The organism is Thalassobius vesicularis (assembly GCF_004799325.1).
In the GTDB taxonomy this organism is placed as follows: Bacteria; Pseudomonadota; Alphaproteobacteria; order Rhodobacterales; family Rhodobacteraceae; genus Thalassobius; species Thalassobius vesicularis.
Window position 1 is genome coordinate 1 of record NZ_SSMD01000005.1, and the last position, 25,768, is coordinate 25,768.

Sequence of the window (25,768 nt, forward strand, 5' to 3'; positions counted from 1 at the left end):
CCCGATCCCTTCCCGAACTCGGAAGTTAAGTGCATGAACGCCAATGGTACTGCGACTCAAGTCGTGGGAGAGTAGGTCACCGCCAAACCTAGTAATAACCAGAAATCTCTCTATAAGATGAAATAACTTGCCGCGGGATGGAGCAGCCCGGTAGCTCGTCAGGCTCATAACCTGAAGGTCGCAGGTTCAAATCCTGCTCCCGCAACCAAATATAAAACGGCCCTGTAGCGCTCTCCCGCACAGGGCCTTTTTGTTTGTGTCCGATAGGTGTCCGAAAAGGACGTGGTCTTCATGACCTGGGAACTAAGTCCAATCGAACCCGGTACACCTTTTTTATGGGGATCGCATATTGAACTCGCGCCACTCTCCCAGATTTAGCCACAAGAAGTTTTGAGAAATTCAGGTGGTTCACATTGGTGCAGTGAAGTGCCTATCTGGCAAGTGTTCAAGCATCTGCTCCGCCAGCATCTTCTTGAGCTTGGCGGTCTCGGCCTCCAGCATTTTCAACTGGCGTGTGTCAGATACTTCCATGCCGCCATACTTAGATCGCCACTTTTAGAACGGCGCGTCGCTGAACCCGTGCTTGCGGCACAGTTCCTTCGCGCCGAGCCCCGCCTGATGCTCCTTCAAGATGCCAATGATTTGTTCCTCGCTGAAACGGCTTCTCTTCATCGTCTGTCTCCTTCGTCAGAGAACAGGCTAACCTCAAATCGAGGACTTTTCAGAGGAGCAGGTCAACACCTTCGGCGGCTGGAAGGACTCGTCCTTCCGCTCGTACAACATGAACGGTCAGGATGTGGTCGAGTTCTACATCCAGCTCAAGACAGCCACCGTCTGCTTCCCCGAGGTGGGTAGCGATGGCCCGGCCTTCACGATGCCGACCTTCGGGGCGACGGCCGGTTAATCCAGCCACACCTGCCGACAGCCGCCCGGTTCTTCCTCCGGGCGGCTTTTTGCTGCGCGGACAGGTGAAATCCTGCCCGGCCCAAGGCTTGGGCGGTCTTCCGCTACCGGCCGCGCACATCCGGTCACAAACGCTTGCGCCGCATTTACTTGGCCTTGGATTCAAGCGCATACTAAGGACAATCGCCTGCAATTCGCGGGTTTAAAGGAGGCTTTCACAATGAAAAAGCTTACGATGACCGTCCTGTTCGCCCTGGCCTCCACTCAGGCGATGGCAGGTAGCTGGGAAACCCGCTGCGAAACGAAATCCGTGCCTTATCAGGAAACCGTCAAGGGCGGTAACGCCGGCGAGGTGATCGGCGGCGCAGTGATCGGTGGTGTGATCGGCAAGGTTGTCACCGGCAAAAAGGGTGGTGCTGCGGTTGGCGCTGTCATCGGTGGCGCCGTCGCGAACGAGGCCAGCCGCCGCACCGTGACCAAGTACAAGGATGTGGAGACCTGCTCCAAGGTCTACATCCCGTCTGAAATCTACGACCGCGTGATGCTGCGCGAAACCATCCAGCGCCTCAACGGCGGCGAGCGGCTGAACCGCGAACTGGTCAAGGACGTGCAATACACCATCGGCGTTCATGCTGATGGCGTCTGGGGCCCGCAATCTGTCCGCGCGGCGAATGCCTATCTGGCCGGCGACACGCCCGCCACGCCTGTGACGCCGCCCGCCACGGGCGATGGCTCGGCGCTTTATTCGCTGATCGTGAACAACGTGGTGGTGATCAACTCCTACGATCTGGGCGCGATTGACGAGATCAAGCAGGGCCTGCTGCGCGCGGGCGTCACCGCCTCGATCGAGGTTGACACCCAGTAACACCGCACCGGCGACGGGCTGAAACGGCCCGTCGCCCCCGCTTTCCGGTGGATCGACGCTCGCCACGCCCCCGTGCGCGATGCGAATTGAGTTCGCCGCGTCGGCGTCCTATATATGTGCACGACCCCAACGCGCGAAAATCCATGACACCGCTGTTCAAACTGCCCCCCGCCGGCGACAAAGCCGCGCCCTTCCTGCCTATGACCCGCGCCGAGATGAACCGGCTGGGCTGGGACGAATGCGACATCATCCTTGTGACCGGGGATGCCTATGTCGATCACCCCAGCTTTGGCATGGCGATCATCGGCCGCCTGCTCGAGGCGCAGGGATTTCGCGTCGGCATCATCTCGCAGCCCGACTGGCAATCGGCCGAGGCGTTCAAGGAACTGGGCCGTCCGCGCCTGTTCTTCGGCGTGACCGGCGGCAACATGGACTCGATGGTCAATCGCTACACCTCGGACCGCAAGATCCGCAGCGACGACGCCTACACGGCGGGCGGCGACGGCGGCAAACGGCCCGACCGCAGCACCATCGTCTATTCGCAACGCTGCCGCGAGGCGTACAAGGACGTTCCGCTGGTTCTGGGCGGGATCGAGGCGTCGCTGCGCCGGATCGCCCATTACGACTACTGGTCGGACAAGGTCCGCCGCTCGATCCTGGCCGATGCCAAGGCCGACATCCTGCTTTACGGCAACGCCGAACGCGCCGTGGTCGAGGTCGCCCTGCGTCTGGCCGCCGGCCAATCCCCGCGTGATCTGGACGACATCCGCGGCGTCGCGCTGTTCCGCCCGGTCCCCGAGGGCTACACCGAACTGCCCGCCGATGATCTGGAATCCGCCGACGAAGGCGCCACCCGCAAGCCCGGCAACACCGTGATCCGTCTGCCCTCTTTCGAGCAGGTCGAGATCGACAAAGAGGCGTATGCCCGCGCCTCTCGCGTCTTGCACCGCGAGGCGAACCCCGGCAACGCCCGCCCGCTGGTCCAGCGCCACGGCGACCGCGATCTGTGGCTGAACCCGCCGCCCATTCCGCTGTCGTCCGAAGAGATGGACGCTGTTTACGACCTGCCTTATGCGCGGGCGCCGCACCCGTCTTATGGCGACGCGAAAATCCCCGCCTGGGACATGATCAAGACCTCGGTCACCGTGATGCGCGGCTGTTTCGGCGGCTGCACCTTCTGCTCGATTACCGAGCATGAAGGCCGCATCATCCAAAGCCGGTCTGAGGCGTCGATCCTGCGCGAGATCGAACAGATCCGCGACAAGACCCCCGGCTTTGCGGGCGTGATCTCGGATATCGGCGGGCCGACCGCCAACATGTACCGCATGGCCTGCAAAGACCCCAATATCGAGAAGAACTGCCGCCTGCCGTCCTGCGTCTTCCCCGATATCTGCCCGAACCTGAACACCAGCCATGACGAACTGATCCGACTCTACCGCAAAGTGCGCGAGGTGAAGGGCATCAAGAAGGTCATGGTCGCCTCGGGCGTGCGCTACGATCTGGCCGTCAAAAGCCCGGAATATATCGAGGAGCTGGTGACGCACCACGTCGGCGGCTACCTTAAAATCGCCCCCGAGCATACCGAGCGCGGCCCACTGGACGTCATGATGAAGCCCGGCATCGGCACCTATGACCGCTTCAAGGAAATGTTCGACGAAGCGGCCAAGAAGGCCGGCAAGAAATACTACCTGATCCCCTATTTCATCGCCGCTCACCCCGGCACGTCCGACGAGGACATGATGAACCTGGCGATCTGGCTGAAGAAAAACCGCTATCGCGCCGATCAGGTCCAGACCTTCCTGCCGTCCCCGATGGCGACGGCCACGGCGATGTATCACACCGGGGTCAACACGCTCAAAGGCGTGCGGCGCGGCGGGTCGGAAAAGGTGGAAACCGTGCGCGGCGGGCGGCAGCGTCGCCTGCACAAGGCGTTCCTGCGCTACCACGATCCCGACAACTGGCCGCTGCTGCGCGAGGCGCTGAAATCCATGGGCCGCGCCGATCTGATCGGTCCGCGCCCGGATCAACTGGTGCCGCTGCACCAGCCTGCGGGCACGGGCAAGACCGGTGGGAAAAAAGGCGCGAAACCGGGGGCCAAGAATTTCGGTCGCCCCAATTCGCGCCCGATGAAGTTCACGACCAAGGGCGTGCCGTTCCCGAAAAAATAGGTCAGGCGCTTTCGGGCGCTTGATCCGCGCGTTGCAGCACGGCGGCGAAAAACCCGTCCGTGTCGTGGCGGGCAGGGGTCAGCGACAGGTACTCGGCCGGGGTCAGCCCGGTCAGGTTCGGCGCAGCCTCGGCCAGCGGAACCACCCGAAACGCCGGGTTTGCTGCCAGAAAGGCCGCGACCTGCGCCTCGTTCTCCTCGGGCAGCAGCGAACATGTCGCATAGACCAGCCGCCCGCCGGGTTTCACCAGCCGCGCCGCACTGGCCAGAATGCGCGATTGCAGGGCGATCAGCGCCTCCAGCCCCAGTTCCGGTGCGCGCCAGCGGGCATCGGGATTGCGCCGCCACGTGCCGGTGCCCGAGCACGGCGCATCCACCAGCACCCGGTCAAACCCACCCTTGCGGCGCTTGACCCATTTGTCGGTCTCGCTGGCCAGCAGTCGGGTTTCGGCATTGTGCAGCCCCGCCTTGCGCAGCCGTTCTGCGCAGCGTTTCAGGCGCGATTCATTGACGTCGCAGGCCACCAGATGGCCCCGGTTGTTCATCTGCGCGGCCAGCGCCAGCGTCTTGCCGCCCGCACCGGCGCAGAAATCGACGACCCGCTCGCCCGGCTGGGCATCGACCAGCAGCGCCACCAGTTGCGAGCCTTCGTCCTGGATCTCGATCTCGCCGGTTTTCAGCCCCGGCAGACGCGCCAGCGACAGCCGTTCGGGCAGGCGGATGCCGTTGGGCGACAGCGCGGTTGCCTCAGCCTCCAACCCCAGTTTGTGCAGTCCTTTCAGCACCTCGGCCCGGCTGGCCCGGATCGGATTGACCCGCAAATCCAGCGGAGGCGGCGTCAGCGTCGCCGCCATTTCCTTGGCAAACGCCCCGCCAAACCGTTGCCGCAGCGGCGCCATCGCCCAGTCCGGACATTCCAGCCGCACCGCGTCGGGCATCTCGGGGTGCTCGATCGTGTGGTTGCGCAAGCCCGCCAGCAGGGCGCGTTCGGCATCGCTTAGCGGGGCAGGGGCGAATTTCGCCCCGTCGAACTGCCGCGCCACGTTGGAGGGCGAACGTCCCTGACCCAGGATCAGCCAGGCCAGCAGTTGTGCGCGCGGGCTGTCCGCATGCCCCAGCCGCGCCAGCCACCACCCCAGCCGCGCCTGATGACGCAGCAGGGCGTACAGCAGCTCCAGCATCGCGCCGCGGTCCTGCTCGTCGATGAAACGCCGGGACCGGAAGAACGACGAGGTCACCGCATCCACGGGTCGCGCGGTGCGTTCGACATCGGTCAGAAGATCAAGAGTAGCTTGCAGACGAGCAGCAGAGTTCACGATTGGGCGCCTCCAGCGGCCTTGCGGCACATGGGGCGTGTTACCCGGAAACAGGGGGTGATGCAAACCGGGTTTGATCCGCGCCAGCCCCGAACGGCGCTCTGTGTTCGGGGCCGGGCTTTGGGTGCTCAGACCAGAATGAAGTCGTCCAGCGCCATATCCCTGACGTAGACAGAGAGCTGGGTCAGCTCATGGTCGGTGAAAACGAAATCGAAGGCATCGTCGAAGTTCTGGAAACGCTGCCACTCATAGGTCCCGTCTGACGAATTCACACTTCCGACAATCGTCAATTGATTGAAGCGGGGGTCGAATTCGAAATATAGTCCGTAAGAGCTGCCGTCCAAGCCAGTGCCGCGCAGGTTTATTAGTCCTGCACCATCGTTGTCATAGTCTTCGATCGACACGCCCGAGAATTCAAAAGTGTCGCCATCGACGTGCTCAATGAGCATATTTGCCCCGGGATTCATAGTTGAATACTCTAGGTCACCATCGCCATCCCAGTCCCTAATGTCGTGGCTTACACGCCCGCGCCATGCGGGGACGGTCGCGATGAAATCGCCTTGCGAGTAATAGGAAATGTTCGTGCCGGGCGTGCTGCTGAACTCGCCCAAGTCAAAACCGAACACGGTTTCCGACAGAAACGGCACGTTATCCATGGCGATGCTGTGCCCGTTGGCGCCGTTGTTGTTGGGGTTGTTCGCAGTCCCGTTGTGGAAGTTCTGAGCCGCGTTGCCGTGGCCATAGGCGTTTCCGTTTGGCATCGTTCTCTCCCAAATAGGTTTGCAACCAAAGGGATAGGATTGCATATCCATATGATTAACAAGACAAAAATTTTCGATGCCGACCGTTGGTTGCCAGGCGGATCGGGCAGGCAAGCGACACCCAGGTCAGAACAAAAACGGATGGGGATTTTGATGCACGTCGGGGTCGGTCTCTTGTAATGTGTTGACATAATACGAAAAACGCCCAAATTTTGGGCGCTTTTCGAGTGGCGATGGCGGCGGGGTGGGGGCCGTGTGGTAGCCTGCCTAAAAAAGGTCGGCGATCCAGAGGCGGCTGTCGCGGAAACAATTTGTTACTGTCGGGCGAACAATTGTTTGCGGTCAGGCGCTGAATTCTGGCCCCGAACGGCGCTCTGTGTTCGGGGCCGGGCTTTGGGTGCTCAGACCAGAATGAAGTCGTCCAGCGCCATGCCGAAAGCCACGCAACTGAGCTGGGTCAGCTCCTGATCGGCGAAAACGAAATCGAAGGCGTCGTCGAAGTTCTGGAAATCCTGCACCTGATAAGTGCCGTCTGGCGAAGACACGTGGCCGCGATAGGTCATTTCACGGAGGGCGGATGAGTAAATGCTAGTCAGGAGGTACGAACTGCCGTCCGCGCCACCGCCGTTCATGGACACATAGCCCACGCCATCGTTGTCATAGTCTTCGATCGACACGCCCGAGAATTCGAACGTGTCGCCGTTTGCGCGCTCGATAATGAGATCGCCGAGTCCCGGGGTACGATACTCTAGGTCACCGTCGCCATCCCAGTCCCCCACACCGATGTTTCCAAACGAAAACGGCGCAGAGACGGTCCCGATGAAATCGCCTTGTGTGTAATAGGCAGTGTCTGCGCCGGGCGTGCCGCTGACCTCGGCAGAGTCAAAGCCAAAGCCGCTGCCCGCCAGAAACGGCACGTTGTCCATGGCGATGCTATGCCCGTTGGCGCCGTTGTTGTTGGGGTTGTTCGCAGTCCCGTTGTGGAAGTTCTGGGCTGCGTTGCTGTGGCCATTGGCTTGTCCGTTTGGCATCGATCTCTCCTGGATATGTTTTTGATCAAACGGATAGGATGGCATATCCGATTGATTAACAAGATAAAAAATTGCTGCCGTCAATCATTGGCCTCGGAGAGGCGGGGCAGGAGGCGGGCCCGCGTGTCAGAAAATCTTGGATGGGAAGACCGGCGGGTCCCGGGGCCAATTTCTTGTAATGTGTTGACATAATTCAGAAAAGCCTAATTTTTGGGCAATTTTGAATCGCGGTGACATCAGCGCGGATTGGGTTTTCGTCGGCCTGCCCATCAAGGTCCGACGATCCGGAAATAATGTGCGCGGAAACAAATTGTTGCGGCGATACGAACAATATTCTGCGCCCGTTAGCACGCCGGCGGCACCGCGGCGAACAGGTTCAGCTGCAACCAGTCGGGAAAGGCGCGCACCAGCTCGGTCGGGCCGTGCAGGTCGATGCGGCCAAAAAAGAACTGGGCCTGGACTTCTTCGCCAAGATGAAGGCCCGCATGGCCGAAAGCGGCCCGACCCCGCTGGGCCTGCAACTGGTGATGGGCGCGACCTCCAAGTCATGGTGGGCCCCTCTCCGGGCCGGTTCCGACGCGCGGATGCAACGGCCGATCCTGTTTCGCGTGATGCCGCACGGTAGATTGTTCTGGCACACATCTGCTTAACATGTTAAGCAAAGATCGGGCGTCATCTAGCGCCAACCGAGTGGATCACCAAGGGGGAAATGACGTGTCGAACCAGAAAACCTATATGCATCAATCCATTGCGCAGGCCGTGCGCGACCATGGCATTGACACGATCTTTGGTCTTGTCGGGGATGCGAACCTGTTTCTGGCCAATCACTTCGTCAACGAATGCGGTGGCAACATGGTCGCCGCCGCGCACGAGGGCGGCACGGTGCTGATGGCTCAGGCCTACACGCAGGTCACCGGCAAGGTCGGCGTCGCCACGGTGACGCAGGGGCCCGGCCTGACCAATTGTTTCACCGCCCTGCGCGAGGGGGTCTCGGCCCGCCGCCCGATGATCCTGTTGTGCGGCGACACGCCCGTCACCGCGCCCTTCCATCCGCAGAACATCGACCAGCGCGAGGTGGTCAAGGCCAGCGGCGCGGGCTTTGAACAGGTCAAGACCCCGGAAACCGCCGCGCGCGACGTGGCCACCGCCTTTTACCGCGCGCGCAAGGAACGCCGCCCCATCGTCGTCAATATCCCCACCGATCTGATGTGGGCCGAGGTCGCGCATAAACCGGTCGTCTATCCCTTCCATGAGGCCCCCGCCCATGTCAGCACCGGCCCCGTCCACGAAGAGGCGATCGGCATGATCGCCTCGGCCAAGCGGCCCCTGATCCTGGCAGGGGCGGGCGCGGTCACGGCCAGGGACTCTCTGATTGCGCTGGCCGAACGGCTAGAGGCCCCCCTGGCAACCACGCTGAAAGGCACCGGCCTGTTCAAGGGCCATCCCAACAATATCGGCTATTTCGGCACCCTCAGCACCGCCGAGGCCTATGACGTGATCGCTGCCGCCGATTGCATCATCGCCTTCGGGGCCTGGCTGCATTTCCTGACCACCGACCGGGGCGAGTTGCTGAAAGGCAAGCGCGTCATCCAGATCAACAACTCACAATCCGACGTGGGCGCGTTCTACCAGCCCGACGCGGTGCTGATCGCGGACGCGGCGCAGACTGCCGACAACATCCTGTATTGGCTGGACGAGGCCGAGATCCCCGCCTCGGGTTTTGCCCGCGAACTGCCGGCGCATGACATCTCGGTCCACCCCAAGGGCGATCCCGCACAGGCGACCGAGGGCTGCATCAACTTTGAATACGCGCTGGATCGCCTGAACGAGGCCCTGCCGCAAAACCGCATCATGCTGACCGATGGCGGCCGCTACATCACCGAAGTCTGGTGCCGCGTCAGCGTGCCCGATCCGTTCAGCTTTCACATGACCGACAACTTCGCGGCAATCGGGCAGGGCATGCAGCAGGCAATCGGCGCCGCGCATGGCGCACCCGACCGGCCCGTGGTGCTGTTCACCGGCGATGGCGGCTTCATGATGGGCGGTATGACCGAGTTCAACACCGCCGTCCGCACCCAGCGAGACCTGATCGTGATCGTGTGCAACGACTCCGCCTATGGTGCCGAGCATATCCAGATGCTGGACCGCAACATGGACCCCTCGCTGACCGAGTTCACCTGGCCCTCCTTCGCGGCCATCGCCCGCACGCTGGGAGGAGAGGGCGCCACCGTCACCACTCCGGCCGAGCTGGAGGCCGCGCTCAACGCGATCCAGACCCGTCAGGGCCCGATCCTGATCGAACTGAAACTCGACCCCAACAAGGTGCCGCGCATGCGCATGTAACGCACATGCCGGCCGCCCGGGGCGTGTGTCAGTCCCAAAAGGTCCAGTCGATCTTGGGAACGGATAGCTCCGGCAGGTCCGGCAGATACCCCTTCGCGGCCTTCCACGCGACGGTTGGAGAGGACCTGACGGCGGCCCAGACCTCCTCGGTGCTTGGCACGGCCAGACCGCAGACCTCGGTCGCCTCGGGGTCCGCTTCGGTGCCGGGGACGAAGGCCAGTTCCAGCTCGTGCAGGTCCTTCATCGTGTCGCAGCTGTCCTTCAGGTCCCACGCGGTGACCCCCAGAACCACGGCAATCCCGGCGAAGGGGATCGCTTCGGCCACCACGGACCCGGCGTTTCTGGCGGCCCCTGCTGCCGTCCTGCGACCGATCCGTCCAGCGGTATCCTCGACCGCCTCGGACAACAGCCGCTTCTGGCCCCGGTAGGTGACCGATTTGGGGGCCTTCAGGGTGGCGACCTCGTCGGACAGGCTGACCACCTCTCGCCGCAGCCCGCCCGCCACCGACACCGCGCCCGTCACCGCCTCATAGGCGCTCGACACCAGCAGCGCGACCGAGCTGAAAGCGACCGTGGCCACGTTCAGCGTCAGCGACCCGGCCAGCAGCAGCCCCAGCACGACCGCCTTGGTTACTCGAAACAAACGCATGGCGTTCCTCCTGTTGGTCCCCGGCCAGTTGAGCCCAGCCGGGGCGGTTTGTCATGTCAGTTTCCGGGTGACCACGTAGTCGGCCACCACCTGCCAGTAGTGCGCCGCGTCCCTGATCCCCTGCGCCCGGGCGGCGACGTTCTCTGCGTCGGAACGAGAAAGGCCACCGTCGTATTCCACGATGGCGGCCCTTTCCTCGAACGCGTCGATGTCTGGTTTCGGGGTGGTCATGGTAACCGGATCCCGTCCACGATGGCCCGTTTCTGGGCGTCGCTGATCCCGGCGGAATAGATGCCGTAGGTCAGCCGGTTCTCGGATCGGGCGGACTGATGACCGACGATGGACGCGGTGAAGTGCTCGGGCACCCCGGTCCGTTCGCACTGGGTGATGAACCACTTACGGGTGGAGTGGAATACCAGCCCGGGTCGGTCGATCCCCAGCTGCTGACGTAGCCGCGCGAACTGCTTGGTCACTCGGGACACGGTCAACTCGGGGAACAGCCTGTCGTCCCCCAGCGAGGGCAGAAGCCCCACCAGATGGTCATGCAGAGGCACCACCCGTTCCGCCGCATCGGTCTTCAGCAGTCGCACCCGGTTGGGCCTGACCTGGATGAACCAGCCCAGATTGTCCCGCCGCACCAGATCGTCCCGCACCAGACCGACAGCCTCGCCGGATCGCAACCCAGACAGCAGGCAAAAGGTCAGCACCGACCCCAGTTCCGGGTGGTTCGTGGACAGAATCGTGCGCACCTCCTCGTCGGTCGGAACGGCGTAGGAGTTGGTCCGCGCCCGCGCCTCCACCCGCACCGCACCGAAGTCCAGCTTGGGGCAGTGACCCTCGTGATAGGCCCAGTCCAGAAAGTGCAGCACCTGCGAGACGATCCGCTTCTGGGTCAGCCCGGACAGCTTCTCGGGTCCCGACCGGTCCTCCAGCTGCTCCAGCGACAGGGACCGCGCCCGATGGCTCTTGCCGACATGCGGGGACAGCCGCGCCACCAACGACACGAACCGACGCCCGTCTTCGCGGCTCAGCGACCCGACCTGACGCGCCCCGTACAGAGACACCAGCAACCCGACCGAGAACCGCACCGACTTGAACCCGCCGTGCCGCAGCTGATCCGACCGAAGCGCCAGATAGTCCCGGGCCAGAACCGCCACCGTTGCCCGACCGATGACCGGATTGACCGGAGCGAAGACCGGTGCCGCCACCCGAACTGGCTCTGGCCGCCCCAGCACCACCCCTTCACGGGCCTTGGCGACGATCTCTTCGTACTTGGCGTTGACCTCAGCCGCCCGCGCCTTGGCCTCTCGGGCGTCCCCGGTCCTGAGCGACTGCTTCAGCGCCTGACCCAGCAGCGGCTGCAGGTCCTTGGGGTAGTTGCGGCGATACAGCCACGTCTGTTGTTTGAGATAAGCGTAGGGAATACGCATGGCTCCTCCTTCTGGGGCGAGTGCCCCAAGTTTGACTGTGATTGGAAATTTTGGTGTGAAATCAGCGGCTTTCAGGGATATGTGGCATCCCTGCCAGCGGCTCTTGGCCTTCGAAAACCACCAACTCGATCGGCGGCTCGCCATATTCACCGGCGAACGGCCCCGTCAGCGCGAACCCGGTCACGCAATCCTCATGGACCTCCAGCACCTCGAAGCGATGCTCCGGCACGTCGTCAAAGGCACGAATGGTCACGATCACCATGACAGCGCCTCCAAGATCAGCACCACCACCGCCCAGGTCGGGCTGACACTGGCCATCACCAGAGCGACCACCGGCCCCCCGCCAAAAACAAAACCCCCGGCAATCAAACCGAGGGCTACAACGATCTTCATAGGACTAACCTCCTGTTTTGCATCCTAATTAGATACGGAGGGTTCCTCGGTTTTTTTGGGGGGGCTACGAAGACGCTCCAGGCGGCAACTTCCAAGAAAACCATACTCAGTTGACAGTTCGAGACAGGAGGTGCCACGCTGCTAGCTACTAGGATCGGGGTTTTGAAATGAAAACAGTCTTCTATCTGATCTCCGCCTGTATGATCGCTGTCTCGTCAGCGGCTTGGGCTGATTCAATCGTCATAGAGCAGCGCTTTGTCGTTCCCAGAGACAACATAGCCGCCCAATTCTATGCCGGAAACGGCAGCAATAGGTTGGAGCCGAAAGATTCCGTGATTTTGCGGTTAGACACGCCAGTCAAAAAGTTCACTTACGTTTGTGTCGGCGCGAAATGGGACTGGAACAAGGTCGAAACTGCCGCAAAGGCGCTGTCGAACGACATCGATACATCCGATACGCTTTTGCCAACCCTCGCGCTGAGTGGCGCAGGTTATCTTGGATGCCACTTGCAGTAAGTCGCCACCCCAAACTGGGGCACCCCGTGGGGCACTCGTCTGCCGCACGACAGCACCTTCCCCAACAGAGGAAGGCAATCACGAACTTTGCGAGGAGATGGCTGGGGCGGTAGGATTCGAACCTACGGTGCGCGGTACCAAAAACCGGTGCCTTACCACTTGGCTACGCCCCAACGTGTGGGGCTGAATACCCAAGTCGTTTGACAGGCGCAAGCCCTGAATCGCGAAAAAATCAGACATTCTTTGCGCCGCTAAGCAAAGGCCGTTCCGGGGCGGGATCACTCGGTGGGGCCGTGCTCGCGCAGCAGGTCTTCGGAGGTCGCATCCTGGCGTTCTTCGGTCACGAATTGCTCCAGCTCTTGTTCGGCGGTGGCGGCGACATGGGGCATCTTTGCGGGAATTTCCGGATTTTTGTCAGTGGGTTGCGCGATCTCGGCCGTGGCCTCCACGGACCGGGTCAGCAGCCGGTAGGTGGGTTCGGGCAGCTGGATGCCAGCGGCGGTGAAGCCTGCGATCACCTGTTTGATCGCCTCGGTGCGGGCGGCCAGCAGGCCCGATTGGCGCTGGTCGATCCAGGCGGCCAGGCGCAGCACGATGGTGCTGTCGCCGACATGCTCGATCCAGACATTGGGCGAGGGGGCCGCCAGCACGAAGGGCAGGGCCTCCAACACCTCGCGGGCCAGGGCGATGGCGCGGGTCAGATCGGTGTCGGGGGCGACGCCCAGATCAAAGGTGAACCGCCGCTCGGGGTTGGTGGAATAGTTCACGATCCGGCTTTTGAACACGGTCGAGTTGGGGATGCGGATGTGGTTGCCGTCATAGCTCAGCAGGATGGTGGCGCGGCTGGTCAGGCGGATCACGACGCCCTCGTCGCCGTCGATCTCGATCGAGTCGTTGGGCCGGAACGGTTGCCGGATCGACAGCATGATCGAGGCGATGAAGTTCTCCACCGTGTCCTTGACCGCGAAACCGATGGCCAGACCGACGATCCCCGCCGCCCCCAGAATGGTGGACAGCAGCGCCGTCGCGCCCAGGATGTCCAGCGCCAGAACGACGCCGCCCACGACGAAAACCAGCCGCAGAACGGTGCGGTAGATATCCGCGATAAAGGCGTTGGGGGCCAGCCGGTCCCAGGGCTGTTTCATCTTCGCCAGCAGCATCCCGGCAAAGGTGACGGCCACGAACGCGGCCAGCGCCACGGCGGCCAGCGGCAGGTAGGCGACCATCTGGGTCATCCGCTCTTTGAAGCGGTCAACGGCGGGGTTCAGGCGTTCCACCACGTCGGTGGATTCGGTGACCTGGTTCTTGATGGCGACGACGCCCTCGACCCGGGCCACGATCACGTTCAGCCGCGCGATGTCGGCGGCCTGCAACGCAGTGCCCCGCAGCGTCACGATGCCGGAATTGACGGTGACAGTGACGTCGCCGTAGCCCTCCAGCTCAGCCAGGATATCGCGGATGCGCACGGCGATGGCGGCATCCTGAGTGGCGCTGTCCTCGACCGAGATCGCGCCCGAGGGCTGGCCGTCATCCTTGCCTTGCGCCAGCAGGGGCGCGCCCAAAGGCAGCGCAAGCGACAGGATCAAAAGCAAACGTAAGAAAAAACGCATGGGGCAAATCCGCAAATCATCTGCGGATCAGCCTAGCGCGCCGGGGGCGTCAGTCAAAGGTTACTCGCGGATCTCGTCGCGGGCGACGCCCCACAGGTGATCCTTGTGCGCCCAGCCGCGGTATCCGCCAGCGTCCAGTTTGCACCAGTCGGGATTGCATTCGCCCAGATGCGCGATCACGCCCGTCTCCAGCCGCGCCTTGATCGGCGAGGTGTCGTCAGGCCGCGCGTACAGATCCAGCAGGTCCTCGTCGACGATGACGGTGCGGTTGCCCGACAGCAGCGAGTAATGCACCCAGCCGCTGGCCCCGTCGCGGTCGCGCACCCGGCGCCAGTGTTCGTATTCGCCGATCACCTCGACCGGCATGTCGCGGCGTTTGAACACCCAGTCGATGCGATGGGTCAGGCCCGGACCACGGCGCACGTTCGCCTCGGCCGCCTTGATCGAGACAAAGCGCGGAATCGGCAGATTCGTCTCGCGCCCGCGTTCCTCTTCGGACAGGGCGGCGGTGGACAGGAACAGGCCGCAAAATACGGCCAGAAAAAGCTGCGCTTTCATGATCTTTGCCTGTGACGTTAGTGGTAACTGCCGGTAATTTTTGCCCGGGGTTCTTGTGCCTCGGGCTTGTATCGGCCACTGTGCCACTTACGCGGATGTTTTGAAAGTTTTGGGAGGGCCTATATGCCATCTGAACGCCTGAGTGTTGTTGTAACGCGACGCTTGCCGGAACCCGTGGAAAACCGCCTCAAGGACCTGTTCGACGTCACCCTGCGCGACGACGATACCCCGATGACCCGTGCCGAGCTGATCGCCGCGGCCCAGAACTGCGATGTTCTGGTGCCCACGCTGACCGATCAGATCGACGCCGGCTTTATCGGTCAGGCCGGTCCGCGGCTGAAGCTGATCGCCAACTACGGTGCCGGCGTGGATCACATCGACATCCACACCGCCCGTCAGCGCGGCGTGCTGGTCTCGAACACCCCCGGTGTCGTGACCGAGGACACCGCCGACATGGCGATGGCGCTGATTCTGGGCGTCACCCGTCGCATCCCCGAGGGTCTGGGCGCGATGAAATCCGGCGATTGGCCGGGCTGGTCGCCGACCGCCTTTCTGGGTGGCCGTATCGGCGGCCGCCGTCTGGGCATCATCGGCATGGGCCGCATCGGCAAGGCGCTGGCGCAACGTGCCGCTGCCTTCGGGATGCAGATCCACTACCACAACCGCCGTCGCCTGCGCCCCGAGATCGAACAGCAGTACAACGCCACCTACTGGGAAGACCTGGACCAGATGGTCGCCCGGATGGACGTGATCTCGGTGAACTGCCCGTCGACGCCCGCGACCTTCCACCTGATGAACGCGCGCCGTCTGAAGCTGATGAAGCCGACCGCCGTGATCGTGAACACCTCGCGCGGCGAAGTCGTGGACGAGAACGCCCTGACCCGCATGCTGTCCGCGGGCGAGCTGGCCGGCGCCGGTCTGGACGTCTACGAATACGGTACCGAGACCAACACCGCCCTGCGCGATCTGCCCAATGTCGTGACGCTGCCCCACATGGGCTCGGCCACGGTCGAAGGGCGTCTGGAGATGGGCGAAAAGGTCATCATCAACATCAAGACCTTCGCAGACGGTCACCGCCCGCCGGATCAGGTGGTGCCTGGCCTGCTGTAAGGCTCTGAGATAAAAAAGGAAAAGGCCCATGAAACGCGTTTTGACAGCCAGTTTCGTGGGCCTTTTTCTATGCGCCGGTGCACTGGCGCAGCAGGCGTCCGATACCGTCGCGCCCGAAGGGGCCGGGGCAGGGGCCGCCGCCCTCACGCCCGCCCTTGCCGCCAGTCTTGAGGCGAAATCCGCCGGTCGCCCCGTTCAATCCGATCACTGGATGATCGTTGCCGCCAACCCCTATGCCGTGCAGGCCGGGGCCGATGTGTTGCGCGCCGGGGGCACCGCCGCCGATGCCGCCATCGCCGTGCAGCTGGTGCTGGGCCTGGTCGAGCCGCAATCCTCTGGCCTTGGCGGCGGGGCCTTCGTGGTCTGGTACGACGCCAGCACCGGCGCGTTAACCACGCTGGACGGTCGCGAAACCGCGCCTTTGGCCGCCACGCCCCGCCTGTTCCACGACGAAAACGGCGAGCCGCTGAAATTCTTCGACGCCGTGGTCGGTGGCCGCTCTGTCGGCACCCCCGGCACGCCCGCCTTGCTGTCCGAGCTGCACAAACGTTGGGGCCGCGCCGACTGGCCCGCGCTGTTTGCCCCCGCCACCACGCTCGCCCGCGAAGGGTTCACCGTGTCCGCCCGCATGGCCCAATCCGTCGCCGCCGATGCCGAGCGTCTGGCCCGTTTCCCCGCCACCGCCGCCTATTTCCTGCCCGGCGGCCAGCCGGTGCAGGCGGGCGCGACCCTGACCAACCCCGCCTATGCCGACACGCTGGACACCTTGGCGCAAAACGGCACCGGCGCCTTCTACACCGGCCCCATCGCGCAGGACATCGTGGCCACCGTCCAGAACGCCCCCGGCAATCCCGGCGTGCTGTCCGAGCTGGACCTGACCGTCTACACCGTCAAACAGCGCGATCCCGTCTGCGCTCCCTACAAGGCGCTGCAAATCTGCGGCATGGGCCCGCCGTCCTCGGGCGCGCTGACCGTGGGGCAAATCCTTGGGATGCTCTCGCACCATGACCTCAGCGCCGGCCCGAACGACCCGACCGTGCTGCGTCTGATGGGCGACGCCAGCCGTCTGGCCTTTGCTGACCGCGGCCGCTACATGGCCGACGCCGATTTCGTGCCCATGCCCACGGCCGGCCTGCTGGACCCGGCCTATCTGGCCACCCGCGCCGCCCTGCTGGGCGACACCCGCCTCGAATCCGCAGACCCCGGCCAGCCCAAATTCGACCACGCCCTCAACTGGGCCGATGATGAGGCGCTGGAGCTGCCCTCCACCTCGCACATCTCGATCGTCGACCAATATGGCAACGCCCTGTCGATGACGACGACGATCGAGAACGGCTTCGGCTCGCGCCTTTTCGTGCGAGGCTTCCTGCTGAATAACGAGCTGACGGACTTCTCCTTCCGCTCGCATAAGGACGGGTTGCCCATCGCCAACCGGGTCGAGCCGGGCAAGCGTCCGCGCTCCTCCATGTCCCCGACCATCGTGATGCGGGACGGCAAGCCCGTTCTGGTCACCGGCAGCCCCGGCGGGTCGATGATCATCGGGTTCGTCGCCAACTCCATCCTCGCCTGGGCCGAATGGGGGATGGACGTGCAACAGGCGATCAGCCTGCCGCACCGGATCAACCGCTTCGGCCGCTACGATATCGAGGACGCCGAAACCGCCCCCGCTTTGGAGGCGCAGGGCTACACCGTCAAAACCGGCCCAATGACCTCGGGCCTTGGCACAATCGAAATCGGCCCGCGCCTGTCTGGCGGGGCCGATCCACGCCGCGAGGGCGTCGTTCTGGGCGAGTAAGCCGCGCTCAGCGGTGCTTGATGAACGTCCCGGCCTGCAATTCGCGGAAGGCCTGACGCAGCTCATCCTGCGTGTTCATCACGATGGGGCCGTGCCACGCGACAGGCTCTTGGATCGGGCGGCCGCTCATCAGCAGGAAGCGAATGCCCTCATCCCCGGCCTGAACCGTGATCTCGTCGCCCGCGCCGAACCGAACCAAGGTGCGGTTGCCGGTCTGGTCGCGAATGTTCAGCTCTTGACCGCGATATTCCTTCTCGACCTTGATGCCGACCGGATCGGAGGCATCCCGGAACGTGCCCGAGCCGGCAAACACATAGGCCAGCGCGTTCGAGCGCGTGTCCACCGGCAGCACCTTGCGCCGTCCGGCAGGCACCGAGACATCCAGCAGCATCGGGTTGGCCGCGATGCCATCCACCGGGCCTTTCTTGCCCCAGAAGCTGCCGATGATCACCTTGACGGTGGTGCCGTCGTCGTCACCCTCGATCGGAATATCGGCGCCGCCGATGTCCTGATAGCGCGGATCGGTCATCTTCAGCGCCGAGGGCAGGTTGGCCCACAGCTGGAACCCGTGCATCCGCCCCTTGGCATCGCCCGAGGGCATTTCCTGGTGCACGATCCCTGATCCGGCGGTCATCCACTGGACCGAACCCGCGCCCAGCAGGCCCTTATTGCCCAGGCTGTCGGAATGCTCGACCTGCCCTTCGAGGACATAGGTGATCGTCTCGATCCCGCGATGCGGGTGCCACGGAAAGCCCTTGGAGTAGAGCCGCGGATCATCATTTCGGAAATCGTCCATCATCAGGAACGGGTCGGTCAGTGTGGGATCGCCGAAGCCGAACACGCGATGCAGGTGAACGCCTGCGCCCTCCATCGTGGGCTGGGCGCGGCTGGTGGCGGCGACGGGTCTGAAAGTCATGGGGGCGCTCCTTTGTCGTTGCCCCTAATCTGGGGCATCGGGGGCGAAAATCAAAGAGGCGGGAATGCGCGTGGTTCTGTGCGTGGGTGCACAGAGGTGGGGCGTACGGTTTTTGGCGGGAATCGTACGATTTCGGGGGTTAAGCCTGTGTGAAGCCCGCGTTTGGGGGCGCTGCCCCCGCCGCCCTGCGGGCGACTCCCCCGGGATATTTTCAAAAAGAAGAAGCCCGGGGGAGGGCGCGTTATTTGTAGGTTTGTTCGGGCCCGGGGAAGGCGCGGGATTTGACATCGGTGGCGTAGTCGCTGACGGCCTTTTCGATGGCGGGGCCCAAGGTGCCGTAAACCTTGACGAATTTCGGCGTCCATTCGTTCAGGCCCAGCATGTCCTCGAGCACGAGGATCTGGCCGTCGCAGTCGGCAGAGGCGCCGATGCCGATGGTGGGGATGGGGATTTGCTTGGTGATGCGGGCGGCGAGCGGTTCGACCATGCCTTCGAGGACGATGGCGAAAGCGCCCGCTTCGGTGACGGCTTTGGCGTCCGCTTCGTGCAGCGGCCAGCTGTATTCGTCGCGGCCCTGGGTCTTGAAGCCCCCCATCGTGTGGGTGGACTGGGGGGTAAGCCCAATATGTGCCATGACGGGGATGCCGCGCTCGGTCAGGAAGCGGATCGTGTCGGCCATGCGTGCGCCGCCTTCGAGCTTGACCGCGCCGCAGTTGGTTTCCTGCATGATGCGCGCGGCGTTGCGAAAGGCGATTTGCGGGCTTTCCTCGTAGGTGCCGAAGGGCATGTCGACGACGACCAGCGCGCGTTCGGTGCCGCGTACGACGGCGCGGCCATGCATGATCATCAGGTCCAGCGAGACGCCGAGCGTGCTGTCCATGCCGTGCATCACCATGCCCAGACTGTCGCCCACCAGGATGAAATCGGCGTATTTGTCGACGATGGCGGCGGTGTGCGCGTGGTAGCTGGTCAGCGAGACGATCGGCTCGCCCCCCTTGCGGGCGCGGATTTGCGGGACGGTGGTGCGGCGGATCTTGGTCTGGATGCTCATGGTTGGATAACCCTTTGGTCAATCAGCAAAATTTCACCGAACTGGACAGAGATCATGATCGCCAGCGGTTCGCGAAGGGGGCCATGCAGATAGTCCAGAGAGGTCGCGTGCACCGTGTCCAGACCGCGCAATGCGGCGCGGGGTTCGGCGCGGATCGTGTCTTCGATGATGTCGCGGATGTCCTCGACCGTGGTGCCGGGCTGGGCGGCCAGTGCCTGGGCGGCGTCCAGCGATTGGCTGAGGACGGTGGCGGCCAGCCGGTCGGCGGGGGACAGGCGCACGTTGCGCGACGACATCGCCAGCCCGTCGGCTTCGCGCACGGTGGGACCGCCAAGGATGCGGATGGGGAAATGCAGGTCGCGGACCATCTGTTTGATGACCTGAAACTGCTGGTAATCCTTTTCGCCAAACACCGCGACATCAGGCTGCACGATGTTGAACAGGCGGGCCACCACCGAGGACACGCCGCGGAAGTGGCCGGGGCGGACCTTTCCGTGTAACATATTGGCAAGTCTGGTGGTTTCCACGATAGTTTCGTCGCCTTCGGGGTACATGGCCGTCACCTCGGGCAGAAAAACCAGGTCGACGCCGGCCCCTTCGAGCAGCGCCAGATCGCGGGCTTCGTCACGGGGATAGGCGTCCAGATCGGCCGCTTCGCCGAATTGCGTCGGGTTCACGAAGATCGACACCACGCATGCCCCGGCCTCAGCCTGGGCGCGGGCGACCAGCGACAGGTGGCCGTCATGCAAAAAGCCCATCGTGGGCACGAATCCGATCGCCTTGCCTTGGGCGCGCAGGGCTGTGATGGCGCTGCGGGTTTCGGCGATGGTGCGGCAGATTTGCATTCAGGGGGCCTCCCTCTGGCAAGAAGTACCGTATATTTACGGTATGTTCTGCGCTGCGGCAAGCCGGTTTCGTGGATTTGTGACGCCGTGTCGGTTTCGCGCTATCATGGGTCGGCTGGTGCCAGCGGGGGGCGTGGCAATCGGTAAACATCTGGCAAAACACACGCATCCGGAGTCGTCTGCGCATGAAAACCCATGTCAAAGCCCTGGTCGTCGGCGGTGGCGCCGTCGGCACCTCGATCGCCTATCACCTGGCCCGTGCGGGCTGGTCGGATGTGATGCTGCTGGAGCGGGACGAGCTGACCTCGGGCAGCACCTGGCACGCCGCTGGCCTGCTGCCGCTGTTCAACATGAGCTTTGCGACCACCCACATCCACAAATACTCGGTCGAGTTCTATAAGACGCTGGAGGCTGAAACCGGCCTGAATGCGGGCTTTTCCATCGTCGGCAACCTGCGTATGGCGCAGACCCAGGCGCGGATGGACGAATATATGGTCTACGCCACCACGGCGGAAACCTGCGGCGTGCCTTACGAATGGCTGACCGCCGCGCAGATCAAGGAACGCTGGCCGCTGGTCAACACCACCGACCTGAAGGGCGCGATCTATCACCCGACCGACGGCTACATCAACCCGGCTGACGTCACGATGGCGATGGCCAAGGGCGCGCGTCAGCGCGGCGTGATGATCGAGCGCAAATGGCAGGTCGACGGCTACGAATGGACCGGCAGCGAATGGCGCGTGACCGTCACCAAGATGGTCGAGCGTGGCGGCAACCTGGTGCCGTCCGAGGAGCAGCAGGTCATTACCGCTGAACACGTCGTCACCGCCACCGGCAACCACGCGCAGCGCACCGCCAAACTGTTGGGCATCAAGATCCCCGCGATCCCGGTCGAGCACCAGTTCATCGTGACCGAACCCGACCCCGCGCTGGTCGAATACCGCAAGACCCACGGCGAGCACCCCGTTCTGCGCGACGCCGACGCCAAGTGGTACGTCCGCGAGGAACGCGGCGGCTGGATTCTGGGCCCTTACGAACGCAACGCCCCGGCGCGCTTTGCCTATGGCGTGCCTGACAGCTTCCGCGCCGACCTGTTCCCGCTGGATCTGGAGCGGATCGAAGAAGAATACATGTCGATGATCCACCGGCTCCCGTCCTCGGAAACCGTTGGTTTGAAAGACGATTTCAACGGCCCGATCTGCTATACCCCCGACGGCAACCCGCTGGTCGGCCCCGCACCGGGCCTGCGCAACATGTGGCTGGCCGAGGGCTTCAGCTTCGGGATCACCGCCGCGGGTGGCACCGGCTATTACCTGGCCCAGCAGATGGTCGAGGGCGAGGCCGAGATCGACATGGCCTCGCTGGACCCCAAGCGTTACGGCAGCTGGATGACCACCGAATACGCGGTGAAAAAGAACGAGGAATGCTACGAGCACGTCTTCATCCTGCACCATCCCGACGAAGAACGCGAAGCCGCCCGCCCGCTGCGCACCGCGCCGGTCTATGACCGCCAAAAGGCGCTGGGTGCGCAATTCGGCTGCGTGAACGGCTGGGAACGCCCGAACTACTACGGCCCCGTCGATGCGCCCGAAGATTTCGACCACAACGCGCGCTCGTTCCGCCGTGGCGGCTGGTGGCAATACGCCGTGGACGAGGCCAAGGCGATCCGCGAAGGCGTCGGCATGATCGACGCCACCGCCTTTACCAAGCACATCGTCAAAGGCCCCGGCGCGACCCAGTTCCTGGACTGGTTCACCTGCAACAAGCTGCCCAAGGTCGGCCGCATCAACCTGACCTACGCGCTGACCTCGGCCGGGACCACCCGCACCGAATACACCATCGTGCGGCGGGCCGAGAACGAGTACTACCTCGTCTCTGCCGGGGCCTGGACGGCCTATGACGCCGATTACCTGCGCAAGGCCGCCGAAGATAAGGCCGCCGAGTTCGGCTATATCGAGATCCAGGACGTGACCACCCAATACGGCGTTTTCGCCGTGGCTGGCCCGAAATCGCGCGACCTGCTCAAGGAACTGATCCGCGACGCCGAGCCGGAAACCGCCCTGTCGAACAAGCGTTTCCCCTGGCTGTCCTCGCGCCGGATCGAGCTGGGTATGTGCCCGGTCGATGCCATCCGCGTGGCCTATACGGGCGAACTGGGCTGGGAATTGCACCACCCGATCGAGATGCAGCGCTACCTGTGGGAACAGCTGATGGCTGCCGGTGAAAAGCACGGCCTGAAACTGGTCGGCGCACGCGCCCAGAACTGGCTGCGTCAGGAGAAATCCTATCGCGCCTTCGGCAACGAACTGGGCCGCGACGCCACACCGGCCGAGGCCGATCTGCCGCGCTTCATCGACCTTGAAAAGGACTTCCACGGCAAGGACGCGATGTTGGCCAAGGGTATTCGCAGCAAGTGCTGCACCCTGCTGATCGACGGACCCGCGGATGCCGATCCGTGGGGCCGCGAGGCGCTGTATCTGCCGGACGGCACCCGCGTCGGGCGCCTGACCTCGGGCGGCTACTCGGTCGCCTTCGGCAAAAGCATCGGCATGGGTTATGTCCGCCCCGATCTGGCGATCGAAGGCACCAAGCTAAAGGTCAAGATGCTGGATCAGTTGTGGGATGCGACTGTCACCTGCGACAGCCCATACGACCCCTCGAACGCCACCATCCGCAAGGACGGCTGACCACCCAAAGCGCCCCCGAAAGGGGGCGTTTTGCTTTGCGCGCTTTGACGGGGATCAACGCAACGCATTCCAATCTCTGCAACAATTACGACTGCGGGGCGGTTTTTTTGCCTCGCATCCAAGGGTCTGGGGGACGGGCCGCGAGGGGTCGTCTGGTCAGACCTGATCGGAGGAGACTTGGAATGAAAACGATTTTCGCAGCTGTAATTGGTGTCGTGAGTGTTTTTGGCGCAGGAATGGCCAGCGCCGAGGGAAGTTTGCCCGACAAGCTGAAGAGTTTCGCGTCGGACGGATCTTATCAGCTGGCGCAAAGCTGTCCGTATACCGGCACCGTGCCGTGCCCCCCGGGGCCTTATGGTCCGGGCGGGTGCTATAAACCGGCCTATGCCGAGTGCAAGGGCGGTCTGATCTGCACCGGTGGGATGAAGGTCTGCGTGCCGTCCAACGGTGGCCCGGCGTTCTGCTATGCCCCGCAAAATGGCGGGTGCCGCTGAAACGACAACGGCGGCCTTTCGGGGCCGCCGTTTACATTTGGTAAGGGCAGGGGATCAGCCCGCCGCAATCTCGTCATAGCATTCCAGGGCTTTCGCCGCATACATCATGGCGGGGCCGCCGCCCATCTGGATGGTCATGGCCAGCACGTCGGCCACTTCTTCGCGGGTTGCGCCAGCGCGGATCAGGGTCTCGACGTGCAGCACGATGCAGGCTTCGCAGCGTTGCGAGACGGCGATGCCAAGCGCGACGAATTCCTTGGTCTTGAATTCCAGCGTACCGCCTTCTTTGACGGCCTTGCCCAAGGCGCCGAACGCTTTGGTGGTGTCGGGGATGGTCTTGTTCAGGGTGCGCAGTTGATCGCGGGTGCTGTTTAGCTTGTCGGTCCAGCTCATATTCGGGTCCTTTGATGTTTCCTGACCCGGTCAGACCATGCCCGGCGGCACTTGGCCTTGATCCTGATCAGATCGACCAAAATTGCCGCAGCGTCAGGGTTTGCGCGCGATGAAGCACATGTTGTTCGCGGGCATTTCCAGAACCTGCACCAGCTCCAGCCAGTTTTCGTGGATCCAGTCGATCACGTCCCAGTCGTCCTTGTAGCCGATGGCCGGGTTCTGGGCGCGCAGGGCGGCATCGAAATCGGCATCGCCTTGCGAGGTCGTCTCGCCATCCCGCAGGAACGGACCGTACAGAACAAAGCGCCCGCCAGGGGCCAAGGCCTGCGCCACCTCGGCGATCAGGGTCTTGGCGGCGGGTTCGGGGATCAGGTGCAGCAGGTTGACCAGCAGGATCAGATCCTTGCCGCCCAGCGTGGCCGACCAGCCGGGGGCGGTCGCGTCTAGGTCGATGGCGGGCTTGATGTTCGGCGCCCCCTGCGCATGCGCATCGATCGAGCGGCGCCGCTCGGGCGCGGGGTCGCTGGGCTGCCAGATCAGGCCGGGCAGACGCCGGGCAAGGGCGGCGACGTGCTCTCCGGTGCCGGACGCGATTTCCAGCGCCTCGCCGGATTCGGGCGCATGAGCCGCCACGACATCCGCAATCGGCCCCAGATTGCGCGCAGCGGCGGGGGCGTACATGCGTCCGTCGGGGCCAGTGTCGGCTTGCGAATGGATCGGGGGTGTTTTGCTCATCCTCTTGGGATGACATGGCTGGGCGCGTCACGCAACTGCCGCAACGAAAAAGCCCCGCCGAATGGGCGGGGCTGATCCGTGGTCGGATGGACCTGCTTATTGCGGGATGGTGCCTTCGATGCCTTCGACATAGAAGTTCATGCCGGCCAGGGTGCCGTCGTCTGCGGTTTCACCCTCTTTCAGCCAAACCGAGCCGTCCTGCTTGTTCAGCGGGCCGGTGAAGGGGTGGTAGGACCCCGATGCGATCGCGTCCTTCAGCGCCAGGGCTTCGGCTTTCACGTCTGCGGGAACCGCGTCCGAGATCTCGCCGATGCCGACCATGCCTTTGCCGATGCCGTCCCAGGTGCTGACGGTCGACCAGGTGCCGTCCATCACGGCCTTGGTGCGCTCGACGTAGTAGGGGCCCCAGTTGTCGATGATCGAGCTGATGCGCGGCATCGGCGCGTATTCACCCATGTCCGACGCCTGACCGAAGGTGTAGACGTTGCCAGCGGCCTGAGCGGCAGCCTGCGGCGCGGTCGAGTCGGTGTGCTGCAGGATCACGTCGGCGCCTTGCTCGATCAGAACCTTGGCGGCGTCGGCTTCTTTCGCAGGGTCGAACCAGGTGTAGGCCCAGACGATCTTGAACTGGACGTCGGGGTTGACCTTTTTCGCGTGGATATAGGCCGAGTTGATGCCGCGGATCACTTCGGGGATCGGGTACGAGCCGATGTAGCCGATGATGTTCGACTTGGTCATGTGGCCTGCGATGGTGCCCTGAACGGCGCGGCCTTCGTAGAAACGGGCCGAGTAGACCGAGACGTTGTCGGCGGTCTTGTAGCCGGTGGCGTGCTCGAACTTCACGTTCGGGAATTTCTTGGCCACGTTCAGCGTCGGGTCCATGTAACCGAACGAGGTGGTAAAGATCAGGTCAGCGCCTTCCAGCGCCATCTGGGTCATCACGCGCTCGGCGTCGGGGCCTTCGGGGACGTTTTCGACGTAAACGGTTTCGACCTTGTCGCCGAATTCCTTTTCCACGGCCAGACGGCCCTGGTTGTGTTCATAGGTCCAGCCGCCATCGCCCACCGGGCCGACATAGACAAAGCCAACCTTGGTCTTGTCCTCGGCCATTGCTGCGGTCGCCAGACCCAGCGCCATGGCGGCGGTGCTCAGAAGTTTCGTCAGTTTCATACAGGTTTCCCCCTGGTTGCTTTCAGGTTTC

26 protein-coding genes, 2 tRNA genes, 1 rRNA gene and 1 pseudogene are annotated in these 25,768 nt (G+C 63.5%); 12 read left to right on the top strand and 18 right to left on the bottom strand.

Annotated features, from left to right (window positions below; genetic code table 11):
- Positions 1-88: ribosomal RNA gene (gene rrf / locus E7681_RS11035) — 5S ribosomal RNA — on the top strand; the annotation flags it as partial.
- A 43-nt stretch (positions 89-131) separates the two neighbouring features.
- Positions 132-208: transfer RNA gene (locus tag E7681_RS11040), tRNA-Met, on the top strand.
- Positions 209-444: 236 nt separating this feature from the next.
- Here E7681_RS11040 and E7681_RS11045 read toward each other — a convergent pair.
- A pseudogene (locus E7681_RS11045) lies at positions 445-672 on the bottom strand (transposase); the annotation flags it as partial.
- A gap of 109 nt (positions 673-781) precedes the next feature.
- On the opposite strand from E7681_RS11045, the gene E7681_RS19290 reads away from it, so the two are divergent.
- The 3 genes from E7681_RS19290 (at position 782) to E7681_RS11060 (ending at position 3,936) form a co-directional block, all read left to right on the top strand.
- Positions 782-904, top strand: a complete 123-nt coding sequence (locus tag E7681_RS19290) for a hypothetical protein (RefSeq protein WP_281277659.1) — start codon at positions 782-784, stop codon at positions 902-904.
- 219 nt (positions 905-1,123) lie between these two features.
- Positions 1,124-1,768, top strand: a complete 645-nt coding sequence (locus tag E7681_RS11055; protein WP_136339364.1) for a hypothetical protein — start codon at positions 1,124-1,126, stop codon at positions 1,766-1,768.
- Between the two features lie 143 nt (positions 1,769-1,911).
- A complete protein-coding gene (locus E7681_RS11060) occupies positions 1,912-3,936 on the top strand; it encodes a YgiQ family radical SAM protein (RefSeq protein WP_136339365.1) in 2,025 nt (674 codons plus the stop codon).
- 1 nt (position 3,937) lies between these two features.
- Here E7681_RS11060 and E7681_RS11065 read toward each other — a convergent pair whose 3' ends face one another.
- The 3 genes from E7681_RS11065 to E7681_RS11075 all read right to left on the bottom strand — a co-directional run bounded on the left by E7681_RS11065 (position 3,938) and on the right by E7681_RS11075 (position 7,043).
- A complete protein-coding gene (locus tag E7681_RS11065; protein WP_136339366.1) occupies positions 3,938-5,251 on the bottom strand; it encodes an RsmB/NOP family class I SAM-dependent RNA methyltransferase in 1,314 nt (437 codons plus the stop codon).
- 128 nt (positions 5,252-5,379) lie between these two features.
- Positions 5,380-6,012 (bottom strand): hypothetical protein, encoded by a 633-nt coding sequence (locus E7681_RS11070; protein WP_136339367.1) that lies wholly within the window; start codon positions 6,010-6,012, stop codon positions 5,380-5,382.
- Between the two features lie 401 nt (positions 6,013-6,413).
- The gene (locus E7681_RS11075; RefSeq protein WP_136339368.1) at positions 6,414-7,043 is read right to left on the bottom strand and encodes a hypothetical protein; all 630 of its coding nucleotides are present in this window, start codon (positions 7,041-7,043) and stop codon (positions 6,414-6,416) included.
- Positions 7,044-7,336: 293 nt separating this feature from the next.
- Between E7681_RS11075 and E7681_RS18960 the strand changes: the two genes are divergently transcribed.
- On the top strand, positions 7,337-7,693 hold the full coding sequence (locus E7681_RS18960) for a hypothetical protein (RefSeq protein ID WP_211089793.1): 357 nt from the start codon (positions 7,337-7,339) through the stop codon (positions 7,691-7,693).
- Between the two features lie 64 nt (positions 7,694-7,757).
- Positions 7,758-9,386: a thiamine pyrophosphate-binding protein gene (locus E7681_RS11085; RefSeq protein ID WP_246032465.1), complete on the top strand. Its 1,629-nt coding sequence runs from the start codon at positions 7,758-7,760 to the stop codon at positions 9,384-9,386.
- Positions 9,387-9,414: 28 nt separating this feature from the next.
- Here E7681_RS11085 and E7681_RS11090 read toward each other — a convergent pair whose 3' ends face one another.
- From E7681_RS11090 to E7681_RS18830, 5 genes are all read right to left on the bottom strand, one after another.
- Entirely contained in the window at positions 9,415-10,035 is a 621-nt protein-coding gene (locus E7681_RS11090) for a hypothetical protein (protein ID WP_136339371.1), read from the bottom strand.
- A gap of 51 nt (positions 10,036-10,086) precedes the next feature.
- Positions 10,087-10,266: a hypothetical protein gene (locus E7681_RS11095; protein ID WP_136339372.1), complete on the bottom strand. Its 180-nt coding sequence runs from the start codon at positions 10,264-10,266 to the stop codon at positions 10,087-10,089.
- Positions 10,263-11,465, bottom strand: a complete 1,203-nt coding sequence (locus E7681_RS11100; protein ID WP_136339373.1) for a DUF6538 domain-containing protein — start codon at positions 11,463-11,465, stop codon at positions 10,263-10,265. Before E7681_RS11100 ends, E7681_RS11095 begins: the two co-directional genes overlap by 4 nt.
- A 61-nt stretch (positions 11,466-11,526) precedes the next feature.
- Positions 11,527-11,727: a hypothetical protein gene (locus tag E7681_RS11105; protein ID WP_168733194.1), complete on the bottom strand. Its 201-nt coding sequence runs from the start codon at positions 11,725-11,727 to the stop codon at positions 11,527-11,529.
- On the bottom strand, positions 11,721-11,858 hold the full coding sequence (locus E7681_RS18830; protein ID WP_168733195.1) for a hypothetical protein: 138 nt from the start codon (positions 11,856-11,858) through the stop codon (positions 11,721-11,723). The genes E7681_RS11105 and E7681_RS18830 overlap by 7 nt, the downstream gene beginning before the upstream one ends.
- A gap of 167 nt (positions 11,859-12,025) precedes the next feature.
- Here E7681_RS18830 and E7681_RS11110 point away from each other — a divergent pair, with 167 nt between their 5' ends.
- Entirely contained in the window at positions 12,026-12,373 is a 348-nt protein-coding gene (locus tag E7681_RS11110; protein ID WP_136339374.1) for a hypothetical protein, read from the top strand.
- A gap of 98 nt (positions 12,374-12,471) precedes the next feature.
- On the opposite strand, the gene E7681_RS11115 is transcribed toward E7681_RS11110, so the two are convergent.
- The 3 genes from E7681_RS11115 to E7681_RS11125 form a co-directional block, all read right to left on the bottom strand.
- A tRNA-Gln gene (locus E7681_RS11115) sits at positions 12,472-12,546 on the bottom strand.
- Between the two features lie 105 nt (positions 12,547-12,651).
- Positions 12,652-13,959, bottom strand: a complete 1,308-nt coding sequence (locus E7681_RS11120; RefSeq protein ID WP_342777058.1) for a mechanosensitive ion channel domain-containing protein — start codon at positions 13,957-13,959, stop codon at positions 12,652-12,654.
- Positions 13,960-14,043: 84 nt separating this feature from the next.
- Positions 14,044-14,541: an SH3 domain-containing protein gene (locus E7681_RS11125; RefSeq protein ID WP_136339376.1), complete on the bottom strand. Its 498-nt coding sequence runs from the start codon at positions 14,539-14,541 to the stop codon at positions 14,044-14,046.
- A gap of 123 nt (positions 14,542-14,664) precedes the next feature.
- Here E7681_RS11125 and E7681_RS11130 point away from each other — a divergent pair, with 123 nt between their 5' ends.
- Together E7681_RS11130 and ggt are read left to right on the top strand one after the other, a co-directional pair.
- Positions 14,665-15,651 (top strand): 2-hydroxyacid dehydrogenase, encoded by a 987-nt coding sequence (locus E7681_RS11130; protein WP_136339377.1) that lies wholly within the window; start codon positions 14,665-14,667, stop codon positions 15,649-15,651.
- Positions 15,652-15,679: 28 nt separating this feature from the next.
- Positions 15,680-17,446, top strand: a complete 1,767-nt coding sequence (gene ggt, locus E7681_RS11135) for a gamma-glutamyltransferase (RefSeq protein ID WP_136339378.1) — start codon at positions 15,680-15,682, stop codon at positions 17,444-17,446.
- A gap of 7 nt (positions 17,447-17,453) precedes the next feature.
- Here the strand turns inward: ggt and E7681_RS11140 are convergent, their stop codons facing one another.
- The 3 genes from E7681_RS11140 to panC form a co-directional block, all read right to left on the bottom strand.
- A complete protein-coding gene (locus tag E7681_RS11140) occupies positions 17,454-18,362 on the bottom strand; it encodes a pirin family protein (protein ID WP_136339379.1) in 909 nt (302 codons plus the stop codon).
- 241 nt (positions 18,363-18,603) lie between these two features.
- Positions 18,604-19,413, bottom strand: a complete 810-nt coding sequence (gene panB, locus E7681_RS11145; RefSeq protein ID WP_136339380.1) for a 3-methyl-2-oxobutanoate hydroxymethyltransferase — start codon at positions 19,411-19,413, stop codon at positions 18,604-18,606.
- A complete protein-coding gene (panC, locus tag E7681_RS11150) occupies positions 19,410-20,258 on the bottom strand; it encodes a pantoate--beta-alanine ligase (RefSeq protein WP_136339381.1) in 849 nt (282 codons plus the stop codon). The genes panB and panC overlap by 4 nt, the downstream gene beginning before the upstream one ends.
- A gap of 185 nt (positions 20,259-20,443) precedes the next feature.
- Here panC and E7681_RS11155 point away from each other — a divergent pair, with 185 nt between their 5' ends.
- Positions 20,444-22,945 (top strand): GcvT family protein, encoded by a 2,502-nt coding sequence (locus E7681_RS11155; protein WP_136339382.1) that lies wholly within the window; start codon positions 20,444-20,446, stop codon positions 22,943-22,945.
- 182 nt (positions 22,946-23,127) lie between these two features.
- Entirely contained in the window at positions 23,128-23,439 is a 312-nt protein-coding gene (locus E7681_RS11160; RefSeq protein ID WP_136339383.1) for a hypothetical protein, read from the top strand.
- A gap of 54 nt (positions 23,440-23,493) precedes the next feature.
- On the opposite strand, the gene E7681_RS11165 is transcribed toward E7681_RS11160, so the two are convergent.
- The 3 genes from E7681_RS11165 to E7681_RS11175 all read right to left on the bottom strand — a co-directional run bounded on the left by E7681_RS11165 (position 23,494) and on the right by E7681_RS11175 (position 25,737).
- Positions 23,494-23,832, bottom strand: coding sequence for a carboxymuconolactone decarboxylase family protein (locus E7681_RS11165; protein WP_136339384.1), 339 nt, complete (start codon positions 23,830-23,832; stop codon positions 23,494-23,496).
- A gap of 93 nt (positions 23,833-23,925) precedes the next feature.
- Complete coding sequence (locus E7681_RS11170; protein WP_136339385.1) at positions 23,926-24,567, bottom strand: DUF938 domain-containing protein; 642 nt, start codon at positions 24,565-24,567, stop codon at positions 23,926-23,928.
- Positions 24,568-24,663: 96 nt separating this feature from the next.
- Complete coding sequence (locus tag E7681_RS11175; RefSeq protein ID WP_136339386.1) at positions 24,664-25,737, bottom strand: BMP family ABC transporter substrate-binding protein; 1,074 nt, start codon at positions 25,735-25,737, stop codon at positions 24,664-24,666.
- Positions 25,738-25,768: the final 31 nt, after the last annotated feature.